The organism is Nonomuraea sp. NPDC052129, from assembly GCF_040680095.1.
GTDB lineage: Bacteria > Actinomycetota > Actinomycetes > Streptosporangiales > Streptosporangiaceae > Nonomuraea.
Genome location: NZ_JBFAVX010000022.1, coordinates 86,917 through 108,506 on the forward strand (window position 1 = coordinate 86,917; position 21,590 = coordinate 108,506).

A 21,590-nucleotide genomic window follows, 5' to 3' on the forward strand; every position below is an offset into this window, starting at 1 on the left:
TCATGTGTCCTGGAAAAGGGATTCATGTGCCCATCACACGCTGGACCAGCCAAGTCCTGCCCGCGATGCTCGACGACCTCAGGACGCTCGTCGAGCTGGAGACCCACAGCTACGACAAGGCCATGCTCACCCGAGGGCTGAGCACCGTCCGCGCCCTGGTGGAGGAGCGGCTCGGCGTGCCGGACCAGGCGGTCGTGCGCGACGGCGGCCAGTACGGCGACGTCCTGGAGCTGACCTATCGGGGCACCGCCCCCGGCACCGTGCTCATGCTCGCCCACTACGACACCGTCTGGCCGACCGGGACGCTCGCGGATTGGCCGTTCACCATGGCGGACGGAAGGATCACCGGGCCGGGCGTGTTCGACATGAAGACCGGGCTCGTGCAGTCGGTCTGGGCGCTCAGGGGCCTGCGCGAGCTCGGTCTGCCGCACCCGAGCCTGACCTACCTGTTCAACGGTGATGAGGAGATCGGCAGCCTGTTCTCCCGGCGGCACATCGAGGCCGCCAGTGCGGACGCGCTGGCCAGCCTGGTCTTCGAGGCGTCGCTGGACGGCCTGCTCAAGACGGCCCGCAAGGGCGTCGGGAAGTTCGAGGTGGCGGTCAAGGGCGTCGAGGCGCATGCCGGGCTCGACCCCGACTCGGGCGCGAGCGCCATCCACGCGCTGGCCGAGCTCGTCACCCGCCTCGCCGGATCCGACGCGCGGGAGCTCGGGACCACCCTGAACGTCGGGCTGATCAGCGGCGGCACCGGGTGCAACGTCGCGGCGGGCCGCGCCACCTGTGGCATCGACGTCCGGGTCGCGCAGGCGCCGGAGATGGAGCGCATGAACGAGGTGTTCGCCGGCCTGCGCGCCTCCGACCCGCGCGTGACGGTCACGGTCACCGGCGACTGGAACCGGCCGCCCATGACGCCCAACCCGCCGTCGCGCCGGCTGTTCAAGGAGGCGCGGGCGGTCGCGGCCGGGTTCGGCTGGGAGCTGGAGGAGGCGGCGGTCGGCGGGGCCAGTGACGGCAACTTCGTCTCCGCGCTGGGCCGCCCGGTGCTCGACGGCATGGGCGCGGTCGGCGCCGGCGCGCACGCGCGGCACGAGCACGTGTTGATCGAGCACATTCCCGAGCGCACCGCCCTGACAATGGGGCTGCTCACCGCCCTCGCCTAGGAAACGGGGCCCGTGGTACGCTCCCAAGCGAGCGCTTGGTTTACCACTGAGGGGCCGCCGCATGAAGTTCTCGACCTTCCACCTCTTCCACCGGTTCGACGGGCAGAGCTTCAAGGACGTCTACGACTACCACCTGGAGCTCATCGAGCTGGCCGAGGAACTGGGGTTCGACGGGGTACGGCTGGCCGAGCACCACTTCCGCGACTACGGGGTCGCGCCGAACCTGTTCACCATGCTCGCCCACGCGGCCGCCCGCACCTCGCGCATCCGCCTGGGCACGGGCATCGTGGTGCTGCCCCTGCACAACCCGATCCACGTGGCCGAGGAGGCCGCTCTGGTGGACGTGCTGTCGGGCGGCCGGCTGGATCTCGGGATCGGGCGCGGCTACCAGAGCTTCGAGTTCGAGGGCTTCGGCATCGACCTGGCCGAGGCCCGTGACCGGTTCAACGAGGCGCTGGAGGTGATCCTGGGCCTGTGGACCCAGGAGACGTTCCAGCACGAGGGCAAGTTCTACAAGACCGGCGCCGAGGTGTCCCTGACGCCGCGTCCTCTCCAGGCGCCGCACCCGCCGATCCACGTGGCCGCCGTCTCCCCCGAGACCGTCACCATGTACGGCGAGCGCGGGCTGCCCATCCTGGCCGACCCGGCGGCGACGTTCCGCAAGGTCGTCAAGGCGGCCGAGACCTGGCAGGAGACGGCCGCCCAGGCGGGGCACGCGAACGGGAACGAGCTGGTGGTGGCGCGCAGCGTCTACGTGGCGCCGACGGTCGAACAGGCCCGCGAGGACCAGGCCAGGTTCGAGGCGTCGTTCGACCGCTCCCGGATCTTCAACGAGCGCAGCGCGCCGATCGACCCGAAGACCGGCAAGGCCGCGCAGGGCTTCGAGTACTACCAGGACCGCTACCTCAAGGGCGGCTCCGTGTCGGCCGACTTCCGCTGGGAGCAGCTGGAGGTGATCGGCGATCCGGCGCGGGTCATCGACCAGATCTCGCTGCTGCGGGACGCCGGGTTCGCCAACCTCCTGTGCGACTTCGGCAGCACCCGGCCGATGCCGCTGGAGGAGATGAAGAAGGTCATGCGGTTCTTCGCCGCCGAGGTCATGCCCGCGTTCCACTGACGTTCCCAGGAGCTGCGATGATCCACAGCCTGTCGCTGTCCGACGTACTCGCCGAGCACGCGCGCAGCCGCCCCCAGGTGACGGCGGTGGTGGACGGGGAGGTGCGGCTCACCTACCCCGAGCTGGACGAGCGGGTCGGCCGCCTCGCGGACGCCCTCGCCGGGGCGGGCGTGACGGCCGGCGAACGCGTGCTCTGGCTCGGCCAGAACTCGCACGCGGTGCTGGAGCTGCTGCTGGCGTGCTCACGACTGGGGGCGATCTTCTGCCCGGCCAACTGGCGGCAGTCGGCGGACGAGCTGCGCTTCGTGGTCGAGGACCTGACGCCGCGCGTGGTCGTACGGGAGCCGTCCGACTCCACCATGGCCCTGAGCGAGGGCACGGCGCTCTGGGTGGAGGCCGGGCCCGGCTACGAGCGGCTGGTCGAGAGCGGCACCGCCAGGGACTTCCCGCCTGTCGAGGACGCCGAGCCGGCGCTGGCCCTCTATACCGCCGCCTTCGACGGCCGTCCCAACGCGGCACTCCTCAGCGGCGCGGCCCTGCTGGCCCACGGCGCGTCCCTGCTCGTGGTGCGCCAGATGGAGCCCGGCTTCACCTTCCTCAACAACGGGCCGCTCTTCCACGTCGGCACGATGATGTTCTGCCTGGCCACCCTCCAGATCGGCGGCACGAACGTCTTCACCCCCGCCTTCGACGCCGAGGAGGTCTGCCGCCTGATCGACGCCGAGCGGGTCACGCAGGCGTTCCTGTTCGGCCCGATGATCGACGCCGTGACGAAGGCGAACACCGGCGGCAAGTACGACCTGTCGTCCCTGAGGTTCGTCTCGCACTCCGCGGAGTGGGACGCGATGATCACCGTGGACGACTCCCCCTGGTGCCGGTCCAAGATGGGCGGATACGGGCAGACGGAGGTCGGCGGCATGCTCACCTTCCTGGGCCTGGCGCCGGGCGCCGCCGGGTTCGCCGGTCGGCCGTCGCCGCTGGTCCAGGTCCGCATCCTGGCCCCCGACGGGGCCGAGTTGCCGGCGGGCGAGGTGGGCGAGATCTGCGCCCGCGGCAAGACCCTCTTTTCCGGATATTTCGCCCGTCCCGACTTAAATGCGGCTAAGTCGGCGTACGGCTGGCATCACACCGGCGACCTCGGCCGTCGCGAGCCCGACGGCACGATCACCTTCATCGGCCCCCGGCTGCGCATGATCAAGTCCGGCGCCGAGAACGTCTACCCGGCCGAGGTCGAACGCGCGCTCAAAGCCCACCCGGCCGTCGCCGACGCCGCCGTGATCGGCGTGCCCGACGCCACCTGGCACCAGGCGGTCAAGGCGGTGGTGGCGCTCAAGGAGGGTGCCGCGGCCACGGCCGACGACCTCATCGAGCACGTCAAGAGCGCTCTCGCCTCCTACAAGAAGCCGCGCGAGGTGGAGTTCGTCGACGCGATCCCCAAGCGCGGCTTCACCCCGGACTACGACGCCCTGGACGCCGCTCACGGCGGCGGCAACTATCCGGGCACCTGACGGTTCATAGGCACAGGAGGGCCCGCGCCTGACGGTTTCACCGGCGCAGGAGGGCTCGCACCTGACGGTTCAGAGGCGCAGGCCCTCCTCCAGATGGGCGAGGGCCTTGTCGATCTCGGCCGGCCCGTCCACCTCGGGGTCCTTCACCCAGTCGAACCAGACCGCGAACATCACGCCGGTGATCGCCCCCGTGATGTTGCGGATCTCCGGATCGGACATGTCCCGCCCCACCCGCCTGGCCAAGATCTCCTGCATGGACCTGAGCGTCCCGGAGACGTTCGTCAGACTCGCCGCCCACAGCTCGGGCACCGTGAACATGAGCTTCTCCCGCTCCACCCCTTCGGCGAGCTCCTCGGGCGTCTGGGCCGCCGTCACCTCCCGCAGGGCGACGCGGACCGCGCGTATCGGGTGCAGATCGGCCGGAGCGGCGTTCAGGGCCTCGGCGAAGGCCGGGAAGTGGTCGACGAACACCAACTCCTCCTTCGAGGCGAAATAGCGGAACACCGTACTGGGCGCGACCTCGGCCGCCTCGGCGATCTGCTCGACCGTGGTCTCGGTATAGCCCTGCTCGCGGAACAGCCGCAGCGCCTCCTTCTGGATCAGCGCCCGCGTCTTGGCCTTCTTCCGCTCGCGCAGTCCCTGGGCCGGTCGATCGCTCATGTCTCCGATTGTCGGGGTTGCGACACAGAGCCGTCCACTCACAAGATCCCAAATTTCGCTATACAACTCTCAAATCGGAGTCTACTCTCAAAATATGCGACTTCCCATGGAGAGAACTCCCGGCTGCCCCTTCGACCCACCTCCCGAGCTGGCGAAGCTGCCGCCGATGACGCGTCTGGACTACCCGGACGGGCACACGGGCTGGCTCGCGACGGGCTACGAGGCCGCGCGGGCCGTGCTGAGCGACCCTCGATTCAGCAACCGCCAGGAGCTCAAGCACAGTGCGGTACGCATGACCTCGCAGTTCGGCCAGGATCAGCCCGCTCCGCCCGGCATGTTCGTGACGACCGACCCGCCCGTGCACACCCGCTACCGCCGCCTGCTCACCGGCCAGTTCACGGTCCGCAGGATGCGGCTGCTCGAACCGCGCGTCGAGCAGATCACCGCCGACCACCTCGACGCCATGGCCGCGGCGGGGCCGCCCGTGGACCTGGTGCGGGCGTACGCGCTGCCGATCCCGTCCCTGGTCATCTGCGAGCTGCTCGGCGTGCCGTACGAGGACCACGAGTTCTTCCAGGAGCAGACCGCGCGGCTGGTCGCGATCGACGAGGAGGGCGTGCCGGAGCTGGCGGCGCTGGTCGGCTATCTGGGCGAGCTCGTACGACGCAAGCGCGTCGAGCCGGGTGACGACCTGATCAGCGGCCTGACCGGCGACCTCGACGACGAGGAGCTGGCGAACCTCGCGCTCATCCTGCTCGTCGCCGGCCACGAGACCACCGCGAACATGCTGGCCCTGGGCGTGTTCGCACTGCTGGAGCATCCGGAGCAGCGGGCCCTGTTCAGCGGCGAGAGCACAGGCGCAGGCTCGGCCGGCGCCGGAGTTGAGGACCAGAGCACGGACGCCGTTGAGGGTGCGGTCGAGGAGCTGATGCGGTGGCTGTCGATCCTGCACGCGGGCGCGCCGACCCGTGTCGCGCTGGAGGACGTGGAGGTGGCGGGCGAGTCGGTCAGGAAGGGCGAGACGGTCGCGCTGTCGCTGCCGGCGATCAACCGGGACCCGAGCCTGTTCACCGATCCGGCCGAACTGCGGCTCGGCCGGGCCGAGGCGCGGCGGCACCTGGGCTTCGGGCACGGCGTGCACCAGTGCCTGGGGCAGCAGCTGGCCAGGATCGAGATGCGGATCGGCTACCGCAGGCTCTTCGAACGCTTCCCCGGCCTGCGGCTGGCCGTGCCCGCCGCCGAGGTGCCGCTGAAGGAGCGCGCGGCGGTCTACGGCGTCGAGTCCCTGCCTGTCACGTGGTGACCGGGCTCAGAGGATCGCCAGTGGGTTGAGCGGGCTCCCGGTCCCGCCCTCGATTCTGAGCGGGGCCGCGACGAACACGAACTCCGTACGACCGGCCGCACTCAGCTCCTCCAGCCAGAGCAGCTCGATCAGGTGGATGCCGTGGCGGTGGAGCAGGATGAGGTGGAGATCGTCGTCGAGCGGCTCGTCGGCGAGCTGGTGGGCGTTCAGGCCGCCGATCGCGGCGTTGTCGGCGGCCACCACCGAGACATCCCGCTCGGCCAGCCAGCGCCCCGCCTCGGCCGACAGCCCCGGCTGTCCCGACCAGTACTCCTCACGCGAGCGCTCCCACACGGCGGGCCAGCCGGTACGGATCACCGCGACGTCACCCGCGCGCGGCACGGCGATCTCCGCCAGCAGCTCCGCCGGGATACGGAAGTCGGCGGGCAGGTGGTCGAGCCCGAGGTGGCGGGGTACGTCGAACAGGACTCCCCGCGCGACGACCCCGCCCACCTGCTCGATGCCGCACCGGGTGGCGCCGTAGGAGCGTACGCGCGCGGCGGGGTGGCCGTTGTAGAGCTCCTCGCCCGACCACATGTGGCAGAGCGCGTCCATGTGCGTGGTCGTGCCGTGGTGGGTGACGATCAGCGCGTCATCGGCCATCCGCAGCCCCGCGCCCACCGGCCGGGCGCCGGCCGCGTAGTCACCGCCGTCGACCGACATGAAGTGCTGCGGCAGCGGGCGCCCCTTCAAATGGGGCACGGTGCCGGGCGCGGGCGAGGAGGTGGCACCCCTGATCGGCATGGACAGGCTGAGAACCTGGCCGGTCCGCGCGGTGGCCAATCCGGCCAGTACCAAGTTGCCAGTGAGCAGATTGAGCGTGCCCCGTTGATCCTCTGGGCCGAAACGTCCCCAATTGTTAGGCTCGGCAGCCAAGTACGTGCTCCCTTCCTGTCGGAGGTCTTGATGCACTGCGATCCCCGGTTCTCCCGCGTGCGCGAGGTGTTCGAACGCCATTTCGCCGACGGCCTCGAACTGGGGGCCGCGTTCGCCGTCTACCTCGACGGCGAACTGGTCGTGGACCTGTGGGACGGCGTGGCCGACCGCCGCACGGAACGGCCGTGGGAGGCGGACACCCCCGTCTTCGCCTACTCCTGCACCAAGGCGATCGCCGCGACCGTGCTGCTCCAGTTGGCCGAGCGGGGACTGGTGGACGTGACCGCGCCGGTGGCGGAGGTCTGGCCGGAGTTCGGGGTGCGGGCCAAGCAGCGCGTCACCGTCGAGCACCTGCTCAGTCACCAGGCGGGACTGCCCGCGCTGGACGAGCGGGTGCCGGTGGCGGAGTTCGAGGACCAGCCCGCCATCGCCGCGCGCCTGGCCGGGCAGCGCCCGATCTGGCGGCCCGGGTCGGCGCACGGGTATCACGCTCTCACGTACGGGTTCCTGGTGGGCGAGGTCGTACGCCGGGTGACGGGCAAGTCGGTGGGCGAACTGGTGGCGGCGGAGATCACCGGGCCGCTCGGCCTCGACCTGTGGGTCGGCGCGCCCGACGACGTGATCGCCAGAGCCGCCCGGCTGACGGCCGAGCCCTCGCCCGGCAGCGAGAGCGACCGGCGCCTGCCTGCGCCCGAGACGGGGAGCGGCCAGGCCCGCCGCGCCCCCGGTGCCCTGCCTCGCACGCCCATCGGGCCGCCGAAGGATCCGATCGCCGCGATCGCCATGGCCGCCAAGGACCCGGACAGCCTGATGAACCGCACCATGGGCAACCCGCGCATCCAGGACCTTCAGGGCGGGGCCAACAACCCGGTGATGCTGCGTGCCGGGTGGCCCGCCGTGGGCCTCGTCACGACGGCCAGATCCCTGGCGGCGTTCTACCGCTCGCTGCTCGCCGGCGACCTGCTGCGGCCGGAGACGCTGGTGGACGCCATCCGGCCCCGGGCGTCGGGGCCCGATCAGGTACTGCTGTTGGAGAGCGCGTTCGGGCTCGGCTTCATGCGGCCCGGCATGTCGTTCTTCGTGCCGTCCGTGACCGCGTTCGGACACACCGGTGTGGGCGGGTCCATCGGCCTGGCCGACCCCAAGTACGGCGTGGCCGCCGGATATGTCATGAACAAGATGGCCGACGTCTTCGCCGGCAACCAGCGGGCGATCCGCCTCATGGAGGCCGTCTACCGATCCCTGTGATCGCGTCGTCACTGCATCGTCACGCCGCCGCTGACCGACAGCGTCTGGCCGGTGATGTAGGCGGCGCGTTCCGTACAGAGAAAGGCGACCAGGCCCGCCACGTCGGCGGGCGTGCCGAGGCGGCGCAGCGGGACGGTCCTGACGATCTTGTCGACCAGTCCGGGCTCGGCCGCCGAGACGCGCCGGAGCATCGGTGTGTCGGTGGGTCCCGGGCAGACCACGTTGGCGGTGACGTGCGCCCTGGCTGCTTCGCGAGCGAGCGTCTTGGCCAGGCCGAACAGCCCGGCCTTGGTGGCCGCGTAGGCGCCCTCGCCGCCGGAGCCCGCCCTGGCGCCGTCCGACGAGATGAACACCAGCCGCCCCCACCCCCGCTCGATCATGCCCGGCAGCATCAGCTTGGTCAGCAGCATCGGGCCGCGCAGGTTGACCTGCCACATGAGATCCCAGTTCGCCGGGTCGCCGGCGACGAACGGCTCGACGATCGACACCCCGGCGTTGTTCACGAGGATGTCGACCGGCCCGGCCGCGTCACAGAACCGCTCGATGGAGGAGGGCGAGGCGAGGTCGACGGCCAAGGCAGTGGCCCCCGGCAGCCCCGCAGTCACTTCCTCGGCTCCGGGCAGCCCCGCAGCCACCTCCTCGGCCCCCCGCAGCCTCGCGGCCACTTTCTCGGCCCCCGGCAGGTCCACGTCGGCGATCACCACCCGGGCGCCCAGTGCGGCGAGGTCCGCGGCGATCGCCGCGCCGATCGCGCCCGCGCCCCCGGTCACGACGGCCGCGCGCCCGTCGAGCCGCATCCCCTCCATCACCGCTCGCCGCCCGCCTTCCACTCTTCGACCAGCTCGGCCGCGGTGGTGCGGGCGGCCAGGAGGGGGATCGTGTGCTTCAGTACGGCCAGCGCGTACCCGTCCGGTACGCCCGCGACGGCGTCGGTCACCACGGTGACCCGGTAGCCGAGATTCACCGCCTCCAGGGCCAGGCCGGGGATGCCCAGGTTGAGCGAGAGCCCGACGGCGACCACGTGCGCGACGTCCAGAGAGCGCAGTGTCATGTCGAGCGAGGTCCCGGTGAACGGGGAGAACCCGTGGTGGCGCCGACTCTCCAGATCTGTGCCGGCCAGCAACTCGGGCAGCACCTCCACAGCGGGCGTGCCCTCCAGCATGTGGCCGGGGTCCTTGAGCAGGGCGGTGATGAACGGGCTGTTGTGGGTGTGGGAGCCGGCCCGGTCGGCGCGGAAGGCGGCGGTGCAGTGGATCACGGGGAGGCCGGCCGCCCTGGCCGCCTGGAGTACGGAGACGGCGTTGCGTACGACGCCACGCTGTTGGCACGCGACCACCAGGTCCGGAAATTTCGTTAGATCGCCGACGACGCCCCGCTGCATCTCCATGACCAGCACGGCCGTACGATCCATGCGAAGCCTCCACTTAGCCGAGCGCTTGCTTGGCTTCGAACATATCACCCGGGCCTCGGGGCCATAATCCCCTGACATCTGGCGAAATATCTGGAGTCGTGACAACCGGAACCCCGGATGAGACCGTCGAATGAGAGACGGCTGCGCTATGGGGGTTCGCCTTGGTCCCTGGTTACCGAGAAGTACGCCAGCTCGGCGCGGGGCACACGGGCCGCGTGTTCCTCGCCACCTACCAGGCCACCGGAGCCTACGTCGCGATCAAATACCTGAACGCGACCCTGCGCCGGGACACCGAGTTCATGGACCGCTTCCGGGTGGACGCCCCCTCACTCGTCGAGCTCGACGACCCGAACGTGGTCCAGCTCTACGAGTTTGTGGAGACCCCGACCAGGGCCGCGGTGGTCATGGAGCTGGTCGACGGGGTGTCGCTGCGGACGATCCTGTCCGAGCACGGCAGGACCAGCCCGGAGGCGGCGCTGGCGGTGTTGAAGAGCACGCTCCTGGCCCTGGCCGTCGCCCACGACAAGGGCGTGGCCCACCGAGACGTCAAACCGGAGAACGTGCTGGTCCAGGCCGACGGCACGAGCAAGCTGAGCGACTTCGGGGTGGTGGTGCACGCCGAAGAGCCGGGGGTGCCGGCGGGCAGCCCGCCGTACATGTCGCCCGAGCTGTGGACGCAGGGGGACGCGGGGCCGCCCGCTGACATTTACGCGGCGGCGTGCCTGCTGTTCGAGACCGTCAAGGGGCGCCCGCCGTACAAGGCTGAAGACGTCGCGTCGCTGCGGGACAAGCACCTGGTCGAGCCGGTGCCGCTGGAGGTCGCCCCCGACTCGCTGCGCGACCTGCTCCGGCGTGGGCTGGCCAAGGACCCCGCGGTCAGGTACGCCTCGGCCCGGCAGTTCGCGGCGGAGCTGGAGGAGGACGCGGTCGCCGGCTACGGCCCCGACTGGGAGAAGCGCGGGCGCCGCCACCTCGGCGAGCTGGCGACGCTGCTCGCGCTCCGCTTCCCCCTGGCCAAGACCGACACGCCGACCGCCACCCTGGGGGCGGTCCGTGGGCGGCGGATCACCGTGCCCAAGCTGCCGCCGCACCTGTGGATCGCGGGCGCGACGGCCGTCGCCGTGCTGATCGCGGTGGTGCTCTCGGACGGGCGGCTGGCCCCCGGCCCGGCGGGCACCGTGCTCATGCCGCAGCCGAAGACGTCCGAGCAGCTGGATCCCACCCCGGTCGACGGCAAGACCCCGGTCCGCCGGACCTCGGAGACCAGCCGTCCCACGGCCAGGACGTCGACGGCCGTTCCCGTACCGTCGGCCACGTCCTCTCCCCCCTTACCCCCTCCCACCGCCTCCCGGCAGCCCTCCCGGGCGCTGCCCAGTCCGGTCGTGCGGTCGGCCGACATCGTCCAGTGGACCGGCTCGGCGGGCGCGGTGCGCGTGGCCGCCGATGGGCGTGGACCGGTGCGGCTGCGCATCACGTACACGCGGCGCGACGGCGACGGTCAGGCCCGTACGGTGCACCAGGAGACCCGCACGCTGACCGGCCGGACCGCCTACACCGACCCCGTGGCCCGCGACCTGGGCGCCGTCGGGTGCGGCAAGCAGGCGCACTTCGGCCTCCTGTTGTCGACCGAGCCGGCGGCGGCCAACGGCCCGCAGGTCAGTGAGGTGACCGTGGACGGGCCGCCCTGCCCGGCACCCAGCCCCTCGCCCTCGACGTCGTCCACTCCCACCCAGGAGCACGCCACTCCGACGCCGACGCCGTCCCAGCCGCCCTTCGCACTGCCCTCCGACCCGCCGCGCACCGCCGACGCCCCGGCCTTCGCCTCGCCGAGCGCTGATTCGGCTTCGCCGAACGATTCGCTGACCTCGGAGGAGCCCGTGGCCTCGCTCGCCGAGGAACCCGCCGGCTAGGGTTGTCGAGCAACCAAGCGTGCGCTAGCTTGGCTAGCGATGACCTGTGACACCTCCGCCTACTGGGCCGCCTGCAGGCGCGGCGAGCTGGTCGTTCAGCGCTGTACGGCCTGCGATCGGCGGGTCCACCTCCCCGAGGCCGACTGTCCCCGGTGCGGTGGCGACCTCGTCTTCGAGCCGGTCTCCGGCGCGGGCGTGGTGCACACGTACACCGTCGTGCACCGCTCGTTCGCGCCCGGCTACCGGGGCCGCGAGCCGTACGTGCTGGCCTGGGTCGACCTGCCCGAAGGCGCGCGCGTGTTCGGTCAGGTCGTGGAGTGCGCACCGGAGGAGGTCCGCATCGGGATGCCGGTGCGGGTGACGTTCGTGGACGACCTACCGCATTGGAGGCCGGCGTGATCGTTGGCAACGTGCTCATACCCGTGGCCGACCTGGACGAGGCGATCGCCTTCTACGGGCTGCCGGTGAAGTTCCGTGACGGTGACAGGTTCGCCGCGCTGAACGGCGGTGGCGTCACCGTGGCGCTGGCCGGCCCCGCCGAGCATGTCACCGCCTCGGCCGCGCCGTCGTTCAAGGTGGACAGCGTACGGCAGGCCGTACCCGATCTGGTGGCGCGCGGCGCCGAAGTAGTGCGCGAGCCCGAGGACGGGCCGCACGAGACGCGCGCCGTGCTGCGCGATCCCTCAGGAAACGTCTTCGTCCTCTATTCACCCCTCTGAAACCTCTCTGACGGAGGCACCCCCGATGGCGCGATCACCGTACGGCAACTATGGCCACGCGATCCTGACCGCCGCGGCGATGAGCACCCCCGACCGGGTGGCGCTCACCTACTGCGGCGAGCGGAGCTTCACCTATGACGAGCTGAACAGGACCGTCAACCGGCGCGCGCACGCGCTGCTCGCGGCGGGCGTCACCCCGGGCCGGCGGGTGGCCGCGCTGCTGAACGAGACGCTGCACGTGGCGGAGGTGTACCTGGCGCAGGCCAAGATCGGCGCGGTGACGGCGGCGCTGAATCCGTACTGGCCGGTCGACACGCTGCGCGCGGTGGTGGAGCAGTCGGGGTGCACGGCGTTCGTGTACGACTCGACCGTGGAGGGGGTGGTCGCGGAGATCAGGCCGTCGCTGCCCGCCATCACCACCTGGATCAACGCATCTGACCTCTCGCACGGATCAGAGGAGGAGCCGCCACTCGGCGGCTTCCACGACGATCCGCTCGCGCTCTACTACACCTCGGGGACGACCGGGCTGCCCAAGCCCGTCGTCCACACGCACGCCTCGTCGCTGGCGACCGCGCAGATCTGGCTCGACGTGCCGCGCGGGCCAGAGGCGGTGTTCGGCACGGGCGCGATCATCTGGGGTATCGGCTTCCCGGCCATCGTCGGGCCCGCCCTGTACGCCGGGATGCGGCTGGTGCTGGAGCAGGACTGGGGCCCGGCGAACTTCCTGCGCGTCGTGCCGCGCGAACGGGTCACGCACGTGTCGCAGATCCCGTCGTTCTACGCGGCGCTGCTGGGCTCGTCGGAGCACGAGACGGTGGACCTGTCCTCCATCCGGGTGATCATGCTGGGCGGCGAGCCGCTGACGGCCACCATGCTCGGCCGGATCAAGGACCGGCTGCCCGACGCGGGCGTCTACTCCTACTACGGCCAGACCGAGGCCCCCTACACCTGCATGGGCCGGGTGGACGACGGCTCCACGCCGCTCGGCTCGTCCGGCCGGGCGCGCACCGGCAACGCCGTCCGGGTGACCGACCCGTCGGGCCGTCGCGTGGTGGACGAGGTCGGCGAGATCAACCTGTCCGGGCCGCACCGGATGTCCGGCTACGACGGCCTGCCGGACAAGACGGCGGAGGTGCTGCGCGGCGAATGGTACGTCGGCGGCGACCTCGGCTCCGTCTCCCCCGACGGCGTGCTGCGCGTTCTAGGGCGGCGCGAGGACGCGATTCTCAAAGGCGGCGTCTGGACCCAGCCGGTCGCGGTCGAGGAGGCCGCGGCCGCGCTCGACGGCGTGGCGGAGGCCGGGGCGGTCGGGGTGCCCGCGCACGTCGACGGGCGGGACGCGGCCGAGCAGCGGATCCTGCTGGCCGTCGTGGCGCGTTCCGGGCACTCGCTCGACGCGGCCAAGCTCGCGCGGGCCCTGGACGACATCCTGGCGCCGCACCAGCGGCCGGACCACATCCTGGTGGCCGACGCGCTGCCGCACTTCGAGGACGCCTCCGGCGGGCCCGGCAAGCTCTTACGCAGGGAGATCAGAGAACGGCACGGCCACCTGCTGGAGACCTGAGCCGTGGTCGCCGAACACGAGGCCAAGGAACTGCTGCGCGAGGCCGGGGTACCGGTGCCGCGAGGCGTGGTGGTGCGCGACATGGACTTCGCCCCGGTCGCGGAGTTGCGCGAGCCGCTGGTGCTGAAGGCGTACGGGCCCGAGATCGTGCACAAGTCCGAGGCCGGAGCCGTGGTGCTCGGGCTGAGCCGGGTCGACGTCCCGATCGAGGCCGCCAGGATGCTGGCCTCGGGCGTGGCGGCCGAGGGGTTTCTCGTCGAAGAGCAGGCCCCCGGCGGGGTGGAGCTGATCGTCGGGCTGGTCCACGATCCGGGCTTCGGGCCCGTGCTGCTCGCCGGGCTGGGCGGAGTGTGGACCGAGACGCTGCGGGACACGGCGCTGGGTCTCTGCCCGATCTCGGAGGGGGACGCGCGGCGGATGCTGGGCTCGCTGCGCGGGTCTCCGGTGCTGTACGGGCTGCGCGGGCGTCCAGGGGTAGACGTGGACGCGGTGGTGAAGCTGCTCATGACGGTCGGCGGGTCTGGCGGGCTGTGGGAGCGGCTGGAACTGGGCGAGTTCGAGATCAATCCGGTGATCGCTACCGAGTCGGGCGTTGTGGCGGTGGACGCGCGGTATCTCCCGGCGGCCCACGCCTCGAACGGCGGTCAGGACGGAGTGATCGACGAGCCCGCGGACCTCGGGCCGCACTCCGAGCCCACGGATCTCGGACCACACTCCGAGCCCACGGACTTCGGGCCGCTCTTCGAGCCCAGGGCGGTGGCCGTGGTCGGGGCCTCCACCACGCGGCCGAACTTCGGGAACATGTTCCTCGAGTTCTACAAGGCCGCCGGCATCCCCCTGGTCGCGGTGCATCCCGAGGCGCGGGAAGTGGGCGGCGTGCCCGCCGTGCCGTCCCTGGCCGTGGCGGACGTGGACTACGCGCTGGTGGCGGTGCCCGCGGAGCGGTGTGCCCAGGTCGTACGTGAGGCGTCCGGCGTGCCGTACGTACAGGTCATGAGCGGCGGCTTCGGCGAGGCGGGACAGCCGGAGCTGGAGCGGGAGCTCGTCGCGGCGGCGCGGGCGGCGGGGACGCGGCTGCTCGGCCCCAACTGCATGGGCGTGTACTGCCCGCGCGGGCGGCAGACGTTCGTCGGCGGCGGGCTCGGTCCGGCGGGGACGGTCGCGCTGATCTCGCAGAGCGGCGGGCTGGCCGGCGAGGTGATCAAGGTCGGCGAGCGCCGTGGGCTGGCCTTCAGCCGGGTGGTCACCGTGGGGAACGCGGCCGACGTCACCCCGGCCGAGTTGCTCCGCTGGCTGTCGGCCGACTCCGAGACGCGGGCCGTCGGGCTCTATCTGGAGGACCCGCGTGACGGGCGGGCGCTGTACGAGGCGCTGGCGGCCGCTCCCGTGCCTGTGGTGCTGCTGGTCGGCGGGCGCAGCGCGCAGGGGCAGCGGGCCGCGGCCTCGCACACCGGCGGGCTGGTGAGTGATGGGCGGATCTGGCAGGCGCTCGCCGACCAGACCGGGGCGACGCTGGTGACCTCCCAGGACGACCTGATCGGCGTCCTCGCCTTCTTCCAGGCGCACGGCGCCCGCATCCCCCGGACGACAGGTCCGGACGGCGGAGTCGTGGTCTCGGGTGGCCGGGCGGGCTCCTTGGGCGCGGCATTGGCGGGCGAGGGGATTCCCCGAGGCACGACGGCGGACTTCCGGAGCATGGGGGCGCTGGTGATCGGGCCGAGTGGCGGGGCGAGTGTGCTGGCCGCCGACGCCTTCGACCGGGCCGGGGTGTCGCTCGGGCCGCTGCCGGACTCGGTGCTCGGGGAGTTGCGCGGGCTGGGGCTGGGGGCCGGGTCCTCGCTGGCCAACCCGCTGGAGGTGCCCGTCGGCCCTCGGAGCGGGCCGGACCTGGTCCAGCGGGCCGTCGAGGCGATCGTGCGGCACCGGTCGTATCCGGATGTGGTGGCGCATGTGAACGTACAGAGTTTCTTCACCTATGGGACGCGGGCCGAGCCGCTGTTCGAGTACGCGCGGGCGCTGGCGGCCGCGCAGGACGCCCTCCCGGAGACCAGGGTCACCCTGGTCACCAGGAACGGCGAGTGCGCGCCCCCCGGTGTCGAGGACGAGGTCAGGGCGATCGTGGCGGCGGCCGGGATCCCCGTCTACCGAACTATGGAGGCGGCCGCGGTGGCCGTCGCGGCGGGAGGTCGCAATGGGACTGCTTGACGGCAAGGTGGCACTGATCACCGGCGGGGCGCGCGGCATGGGCGAGGCGCATGTACGGCTGTTCCTGGCGGAGGGGGCGCGCGTGGTGTTCGGTGACGTACTGGATGAAGAGGGCAAGGCGCTGGCTGAGGAGACTGGCGCGACCTTCGTCCATCACGACGTCACCGCCCCAGAGGACTGGGACCGCGCGATCGCGACCGTGACGGATCTGCACGAGAGGCTAGACATCCTGGTCAACAACGCCGGGATCCTGAAATTTCGGCGTATCAGCGATATGGCGGTCGAGGAGTTCGACCGCGTGATCAACGTGAATCTCAGGGGCACCTGGCTCGGCGTCAAGTCCGCCATCGCGCCGATGCGGGCCGCCGGGCGCGGCTCGATCGTGAACATCTCCTCGATCGAGGGCTTCGTCGGCGCCGAGGGGCTGTCGGCGTACGCGGCCTCGAAGTTCGCCATCCGGGGCGTCACCAAGTCGGCCGCCCGTGAACTGGCCCGCTACAAGATCCGCGTCAACTCGGTACATCCCGGGGCGATCAACACCTCGATGGCCATGGATCCCGAGATCATGAGCGAGGTGGACGCGGACGCGTTCCTCCGCAGCATGGTCATCAAGCGCTTCGCCAAGCCGGTGGAGGTGTCGCACGTGGTGGCGTTCCTGGCCTCGGACCGGTCCAGCTACTGCACGGGCAGCGAGTTCACGGTGGACGGCGGACTGCTGACCGGCGCGGGCTACTGACCGGCGCTGTCGGGGGCCGTCGGTATCGGGGGGCCGTTCAGCCAGGCGGTCGGGGTGATGAAGATGCCTGTCGCCTCGGCCAGCAGCGTGCCGTCCGGCAGCATCACGCGGGCGTCCGCCCATGCCTTGCGCCCCTCCGTACGCGTGTGCTCCGCCGTCACGACCACCGGCCGGTCGTACGGCACGGGCGCCCGGTAGCGGATGGTCAGCGTGCCCGTCATGCCCGCCAGCCCGGCAACGGCCACCGCCTGCCCCAGCAGGTGGTCGAGGGCCATCGCGGTGATCCCGCCGTGCACGGCGCCGGGCGGCCCCTCGTGCAGCGGCCGGAACGACACCTCCGCCCGCACCCCGCCACTCGCCAGCCGCTCCACGACCAGCGGCACGGCGAACGGGTTCGCGGCGCCGATGGCGGCGTTGCCCAGGTGGCGTACGGTGCCGTCGGACGCGATGTCGTAGGACCGCCGTGACACGCGGACGGTCGCTTCGAGCCGTTCGGTCAGGGCGGTGAGCTCGGCGGCCACGGCCACCAGCTCGTCTTCCTCAACGCCAGTGCCTATCACCGCGTCCATCAGTTCTCTGGTCTGCTGCGCCAGGGCGCACAGGGCGGCGGTGCGGGACTCGCCGGCGGCGACGTCGATCGTCATGGCCGCATCTTAGAACAGGTTCTACCAAAACACGTTCTAGACACCCAAAGGTAGATCTTTTACTATCAACCAGTCTTCTTTGGGACATTTCTGGCAAGCTTTTGACCTGCGGTTTAGGGTCGCATGACCTCTTGGAGCTCCGTTGACCCGTACCTGACCTGCCCTTACGTCACGGTAGCCTCCTTCAGCACGGAAGATGACAGGCCGCCGGTTTTGCCACATGTGTCCCCTACCCAGGGCTGTGTGGGTAAACCCGGTCTTGCCCGGAAGGTTCCCTCGCACGTCAATGACGCCTGAGATGAAGAAGTACATCGACCTGCTCGAGAGCCAGCTCGGCTACTCCGAGAAGGCCGACGCGTACACCAAGTTCGGCCACTGGTACGGCAAGAACGTCGAGTTCGACGCCGACTACAGCTCCGCACCTTGGTGTGACATGTACCTGTCGTGGGCCGCTCACAAGCTCGGCTACCAGGACTGGATCGGCCAGTTCGCCTGGACGGTGAGCCATGCCGAGTGGTTCAAGGAGCAGGGCGCCTGGGGCCACAAGCCCAAGCCCGGCGCCTTGGTCTTCTACGACTGGAGCGGCTCGAACGACATCGACGCCATCGACCATGTCGGCCTGGTGACCAAGGTCGAGGGCGACAAGATCTTCACGATCGAGGGCAACATCGACGGCGGCGTCGCCAAGCGCAAGGAACGTGACACCAGCAAGGTCGTCGGCTACGGCTACCCGGAGAAGATCAAGACCCGCCTGGAGAGCGAGGCCGCCAAGAACCAGGTCGAGGGCGAGTGGGACGCGCAGCACCGGGCTGACGACCAGGCGTCCACCTCCACGACCGACGTGGGCCAGCTCCAACTCCCCGACGGCACCCCGCTCATCGGCATGATCCCCCGTACCGGGCAGGGAGGGGCCCCGCTGGTCGCCCGTCCCAAGCAGGCCGCTCCCCAGCAGGCCGCCGCCCCCACCCCCACGGCCACCCGCAAGTCGTCGCCCGCAGCCACCACGAAGGCCGCCGAGCAGGCACCCAAGAAGGGCAAGCACGCCAAGCCGGCCACCGCCGACACCAACGCGGTCACCAGCAACCCCGCGCCCCTTCCCACCATCGTCGACGCGTCGTCCAGCGCACCGGTGCCCACTCTCTCGTCTCCCGCGCTGATCGGCTCCGCGCTGGTGGCCGCCCTCGCGGTCCTCGCCGTCGCCAAGACCCGGCAACTGCGCGTACGCCCGGTCCGCGCGGCCGCTGTCGCCGCCCCGGCCGCACGCTCCACGGGCCCGGCCACCCGCCATCGCCACCGTCGCAAGCCCCGCACCGACGCGGCCCCTGTGCTGGTAGGCGCCGGTACGTCCACGGACGTCACCATCCCGGCGACGACTCCTCTGGAGCTGGTGGGATCACCCGCCCCGGCCGAGCTTTCGGTGCCGGCAGCGGTCCACCTGGAACCGGCCGAGCTTTTGGTACCGACGGCGGTCCACCTGGAGCCGGCCGAGCCGATCGCCGCGTTGTTGTCCCTCGCTTCGATCCCCATCCCAGAGGCGACAACGGCCTTCGACGCCTTCTCCCCCGTTCGGGAGACGACGCCGGCGTTCGACGCCTTCACCCCTTCCGCCCGCCGTGCCGCCACCCCACACCACCTCGGGTCCCGCTCCGGGGCTCGTTCCAGTGCCACCGCACGACGTGTCAGTGCCGCGTCGCAGCACCTCGGCGGGCGCACGCCGTACACGAGGGCGACCGAACCCTGGCCCGCCCCCGGCGAGACGCACAGCTCTCAGACGGGCGGCTACTACGGCCGGCGTCGCCGCAGCGGGCACCCGATCGAGGAACCGGCCCCCTTCACGTCCGAGGGCCCGCTGCGCGGCCGTCGCCACCGCTCCCCCGCTCCTCACCCCACGGAGGGGTTCACCCAGGACTCCTCACCGCATGGCCGCCGTCACCGCTCTCCGCTGGCCGCCCCCTCCCATCTCGAGCTGTTCGGCACGGAGCCTTTCGACCCCACCCTCCATGGCCGCCGCCACCGAAGCCACGAGAGCTTGGCGCCCGCCTCCCTGGCTGTGGGAGGTGACGACGAGCGCGCGGCGAACGACCTCCTACGTGCGGCCAGGCGTACCGGGGACGACCGTCTGCAACCGGCGGCCGCACACACGCAAGCCGTCGCCGTCGCCGAGGCGCGAGAACCCCGCAAGCCGGGCTCCCGCAGGGGCCGCCACCGCGCCTGAGATGCCCGTCAGGTCCACACTTCCGGGGGATGGGCCGTGAGAAGCTGGGCGACGAACTCGCGTCGGCTACGGACACCCGCCTTGGTGAAGATCGATTTGAGATGGTCCTGCACGGTCAGGGGCGTGGTGCACAGGGCCTGCGCGATGTCATCGGTAGCCCGGCCCTGGACGACGCGCACGGCGACCTCGCGCTCGCGGGGGGTGAGTCCGTAGGAGGCGAACACCACCGGCATGATGTCGGCGGGCGAGGCCGGGGCGATCACCACCGCCGAGGCGCCGTCCGCCTTGCCGCCCATCAGCGAGGCGTGCAGCACGAACCAGGTGCCGTCGCGGCCACGTACCCGAAGCGGAGGCGGAGTCCGGCCGCCTGCCGCCGCTCCCCTGGCCTGCTCGGCCACCATGACGAACGACGTCGGCACGGTGAAGATCGAGGCCGAGTCATCGGTGAACTCACCCAGCAGCCGTTCAGCCCGCTCGTCGGCGCTGACCAGGTCATTGTCCGGCCCGAGCAGCACCACGGCGGGCGGCATCGGCGCCGGCGGAGCAGGCGACCGCAACAGCTGGCTGCGCTGCAGGGCGACACCCAGGTACCGGGCCGCGCGCTGGGCCAACGCCAGCTCTCCGGGCCGGTACGGACCCCGGTCAGGAGCGCGCATGAACGCCGCGCAGCCCCACATCCCGCCTCCGGCGTCGAAAACGGCGCGGAGCTCGTCGCCAAAGCCCGCGGGCGCGATCTGCTCCCGGAAGCGCAGGCTGCGCCGCAGGACCCCGCCGGTGGCGCGGCTGAGCGTGTCGGCGCCTCGGCCGCTGAGCCGGATCTCGGGGAAGCGCGCGGTGTCGTCGCCCCAGATCTCCAGCTGCACCGCCTGGTGGAAATCGTCCAGCCTCAGGTCCTCGGTGAGCACCGAGTTGACCAGGCCCGTCGCGGGATCGGTCGTGTGCCAGCACACGGCGTCGAATCCGAGCGCGTCCCGCAGCACCGGATCGGCCTGCCGGAACACCTGCGCCGCGGTCAATTCCGCCCCGGCCAGGTCCCGTAAATCGGAGATCACCTGGCGCTCCACTGCCCTGCGCGAGATCACGGCGGCAGCCTAACCGGACGCCCGAAATATCCCAGATTTCTGGGATATTCACGAACTCCACCGCGCTGTGATCATGAGCTGGTCACCCCCCGCCCGGACCAGGAGGTCTCATGACCCCTCGCAGAGCTCCGCGCCGACAACTCCTCGCGACCGTACTCGCCACCACCTCCCTTCTCCTCTCCACCCTCACCACGATCACGGTCGCCGCGGCCCCCGCCTTCGCCGACGGTCCCTGCTCCACCAGCGCCGGTGGCGGCCCCGGCGGCAGCGGCCCCGGCGGCATCCCGGACGACCCCGACCAGGATCCGAGCCAGGAGCCGCAGCTGACGCCCGAGCAGATGGAGGCGTACGTAGCGGAGAACGAGAGCCGAAACGGACTGTACGGAGACACGCACGTCTACATGGACAGCGCCGTCCCCCCGCACCCCACGGTGGGTGTGGGCTTCAACCTCGACCGCTCCGACGCGGAAGCCCTGCTGACGGCCGTCGGCGCCAACTACGCCGCGGTGCGTGCCGGAACCCAGGACCTGACCCCGCTGCAGATCATCACCCTGTTCAAGGGCGACTACCGCGCCGCCGTCGCGAACGTCGGCCGGGTGATCGACAACTTCAACACGCTGTCGTCGGCCAGGCAGGTCGTACTGATCGACATGATGTACAACCTCGGCCCCACACGCTTCGGGCAGTTCACGGGAGTGATCAATGCCGTGAAGTCCGGCAACTTCCTCGGCGCCTCGATACAAATGCAGAACTCGAAATGGGCGAAGCAGGTCGGCAACCGCGCCAAGAAGGGCATGAGGCTGATGTCGCAGGGCGCGGTGTGCGACCCAAGGGACATGCCGCGCTATGTCCCCGTCCCCAACGGGGGTGGCGGCGGCTGGACCTCATATCCCGGAGGCGTCGAAGCCATGCCGTGGAGTGGCGGGAACGGTGATTCCGATTTCTGGATGAGGCTCAAGAGCCTCGCCAGCGAGGTTGTCTGCTACACCACGACCGTCACGGTGACCGGTCCAAACGGAACATATACCGCCTCGACGGTCCACTGCGACTGACCTAGCGAGCGGCGGCGGCCGGAACTCCTGCCGCCGCCGCCCGCAAATGGCCCCGCCAGCCAGACTCCCGAAGAGGCCGCCACCCCGCCGACCGCTCCTGATGTCGATGAACCTGGCGTGCCGGATGGGAGCCAGAGGTTA

General features: G+C 71.1%; 19 protein-coding genes. 13 read left to right on the forward strand and 6 right to left on the reverse strand.

The features are described from left to right. Positions 1–26: 26 nt before the first annotated feature. From AB0L53_RS37330 to AB0L53_RS37340, 3 genes are all read left to right on the forward strand, one after another. Positions 27–1,160 carry a M20 family metallopeptidase gene (locus AB0L53_RS37330; RefSeq protein ID WP_364004466.1) on the forward strand — a complete coding sequence of 378 codons (1,134 nt, stop codon included), beginning with the start codon at positions 27–29 and terminating at the stop codon, positions 1,158–1,160. 61 nt (positions 1,161–1,221) lie between these two features. After that, positions 1,222–2,277 (forward strand): LLM class flavin-dependent oxidoreductase, encoded by a 1,056-nt coding sequence (locus tag AB0L53_RS37335; RefSeq protein WP_225299277.1) that lies wholly within the window; start codon positions 1,222–1,224, stop codon positions 2,275–2,277. Positions 2,278–2,294: 17 nt separating this feature from the next. After that, positions 2,295–3,785, forward strand: a complete 1,491-nt coding sequence (locus AB0L53_RS37340) for an AMP-binding protein (RefSeq protein WP_364004469.1) — start codon at positions 2,295–2,297, stop codon at positions 3,783–3,785. 69 nt (positions 3,786–3,854) lie between these two features. On the opposite strand, the gene AB0L53_RS37345 is transcribed toward AB0L53_RS37340, so the two are convergent. Further along, a complete protein-coding gene (locus AB0L53_RS37345) occupies positions 3,855–4,445 on the reverse strand; it encodes a TetR family transcriptional regulator (RefSeq protein WP_364004471.1) in 591 nt (196 codons plus the stop codon). A 106-nt stretch (positions 4,446–4,551) separates the two neighbouring features. Here AB0L53_RS37345 and AB0L53_RS37350 point away from each other — a divergent pair, with 106 nt between their 5' ends. Further along, the gene (locus tag AB0L53_RS37350; RefSeq protein ID WP_364004473.1) at positions 4,552–5,748 is read left to right on the forward strand and encodes a cytochrome P450; all 1,197 of its coding nucleotides are present in this window, start codon (positions 4,552–4,554) and stop codon (positions 5,746–5,748) included. A 6-nt stretch (positions 5,749–5,754) separates the two neighbouring features. On the opposite strand, the gene AB0L53_RS37355 is transcribed toward AB0L53_RS37350, so the two are convergent. Further along, the gene (locus AB0L53_RS37355; protein WP_358535019.1) at positions 5,755–6,663 is read right to left on the reverse strand and encodes a cyclase family protein; all 909 of its coding nucleotides are present in this window, start codon (positions 6,661–6,663) and stop codon (positions 5,755–5,757) included. 30 nt (positions 6,664–6,693) lie between these two features. Between AB0L53_RS37355 and AB0L53_RS37360 the strand changes: the two genes are divergently transcribed. Continuing rightward, on the forward strand, positions 6,694–7,911 hold the full coding sequence (locus AB0L53_RS37360) for a serine hydrolase domain-containing protein (protein ID WP_364004476.1): 1,218 nt from the start codon (positions 6,694–6,696) through the stop codon (positions 7,909–7,911). Positions 7,912–7,919: 8 nt separating this feature from the next. Here AB0L53_RS37360 and AB0L53_RS37365 read toward each other — a convergent pair whose 3' ends face one another. Together AB0L53_RS37365 and AB0L53_RS37370 are read right to left on the reverse strand one after the other, a co-directional pair. Next, the gene (locus AB0L53_RS37365) at positions 7,920–8,717 is read right to left on the reverse strand and encodes an SDR family NAD(P)-dependent oxidoreductase (protein WP_364004733.1); all 798 of its coding nucleotides are present in this window, start codon (positions 8,715–8,717) and stop codon (positions 7,920–7,922) included. Continuing rightward, a complete protein-coding gene (locus tag AB0L53_RS37370) occupies positions 8,717–9,322 on the reverse strand; it encodes a cysteine hydrolase family protein (RefSeq protein ID WP_364004479.1) in 606 nt (201 codons plus the stop codon). Before AB0L53_RS37370 ends, AB0L53_RS37365 begins: the two co-directional genes overlap by 1 nt. Positions 9,323–9,483: 161 nt before the next feature. On the opposite strand from AB0L53_RS37370, the gene AB0L53_RS37375 reads away from it, so the two are divergent. Genes AB0L53_RS37375 through AB0L53_RS37400 form a run of 6 tightly spaced genes read left to right on the forward strand, consistent with a single transcriptional unit; the run spans position 9,484 to position 16,456 of the window. Then, the gene (locus AB0L53_RS37375; protein WP_364004482.1) at positions 9,484–11,232 is read left to right on the forward strand and encodes a serine/threonine-protein kinase; all 1,749 of its coding nucleotides are present in this window, start codon (positions 9,484–9,486) and stop codon (positions 11,230–11,232) included. Positions 11,233–11,271: 39 nt separating this feature from the next. Further along, on the forward strand, positions 11,272–11,631 hold the full coding sequence (locus tag AB0L53_RS37380; RefSeq protein ID WP_225299262.1) for a Zn-ribbon domain-containing OB-fold protein: 360 nt from the start codon (positions 11,272–11,274) through the stop codon (positions 11,629–11,631). Next, complete coding sequence (locus tag AB0L53_RS37385) at positions 11,628–11,951, forward strand: VOC family protein (protein ID WP_225299260.1); 324 nt, start codon at positions 11,628–11,630, stop codon at positions 11,949–11,951. Before AB0L53_RS37380 ends, AB0L53_RS37385 begins: the two co-directional genes overlap by 4 nt. Positions 11,952–11,976: 25 nt before the next feature. After that, positions 11,977–13,515, forward strand: a complete 1,539-nt coding sequence (locus tag AB0L53_RS37390) for a class I adenylate-forming enzyme family protein (RefSeq protein WP_364004486.1) — start codon at positions 11,977–11,979, stop codon at positions 13,513–13,515. A 3-nt stretch (positions 13,516–13,518) separates the two neighbouring features. Beyond that, positions 13,519–15,720 carry an acetate--CoA ligase family protein gene (locus AB0L53_RS37395; protein ID WP_364004489.1) on the forward strand — a complete coding sequence of 734 codons (2,202 nt, stop codon included), beginning with the start codon at positions 13,519–13,521 and terminating at the stop codon, positions 15,718–15,720. Beyond that, positions 15,707–16,456, forward strand: coding sequence for a glucose 1-dehydrogenase (locus AB0L53_RS37400; RefSeq protein ID WP_364004492.1), 750 nt, complete (start codon positions 15,707–15,709; stop codon positions 16,454–16,456). The genes AB0L53_RS37395 and AB0L53_RS37400 overlap by 14 nt, the downstream gene beginning before the upstream one ends. Here AB0L53_RS37400 and AB0L53_RS37405 read toward each other — a convergent pair. Further along, the gene (locus AB0L53_RS37405) at positions 16,450–17,100 is read right to left on the reverse strand and encodes a PaaI family thioesterase (protein WP_364004495.1); all 651 of its coding nucleotides are present in this window, start codon (positions 17,098–17,100) and stop codon (positions 16,450–16,452) included. The genes AB0L53_RS37400 and AB0L53_RS37405 overlap by 7 nt on opposite strands. Before the next feature lie 286 nt (positions 17,101–17,386). Here AB0L53_RS37405 and AB0L53_RS37410 point away from each other — a divergent pair, with 286 nt between their 5' ends. Then, on the forward strand, positions 17,387–19,315 hold the full coding sequence (locus AB0L53_RS37410) for a CHAP domain-containing protein (protein WP_364004498.1): 1,929 nt from the start codon (positions 17,387–17,389) through the stop codon (positions 19,313–19,315). 8 nt (positions 19,316–19,323) lie between these two features. Here AB0L53_RS37410 and AB0L53_RS37415 read toward each other — a convergent pair whose 3' ends face one another. After that, positions 19,324–20,397, reverse strand: a complete 1,074-nt coding sequence (locus tag AB0L53_RS37415; protein ID WP_364004501.1) for a helix-turn-helix transcriptional regulator — start codon at positions 20,395–20,397, stop codon at positions 19,324–19,326. Between the two features lie 110 nt (positions 20,398–20,507). On the opposite strand from AB0L53_RS37415, the gene AB0L53_RS37420 reads away from it, so the two are divergent. Continuing rightward, positions 20,508–21,449 (forward strand): hypothetical protein, encoded by a 942-nt coding sequence (locus AB0L53_RS37420; protein ID WP_364004504.1) that lies wholly within the window; start codon positions 20,508–20,510, stop codon positions 21,447–21,449. Positions 21,450–21,590 lie beyond the last annotated feature (141 nt).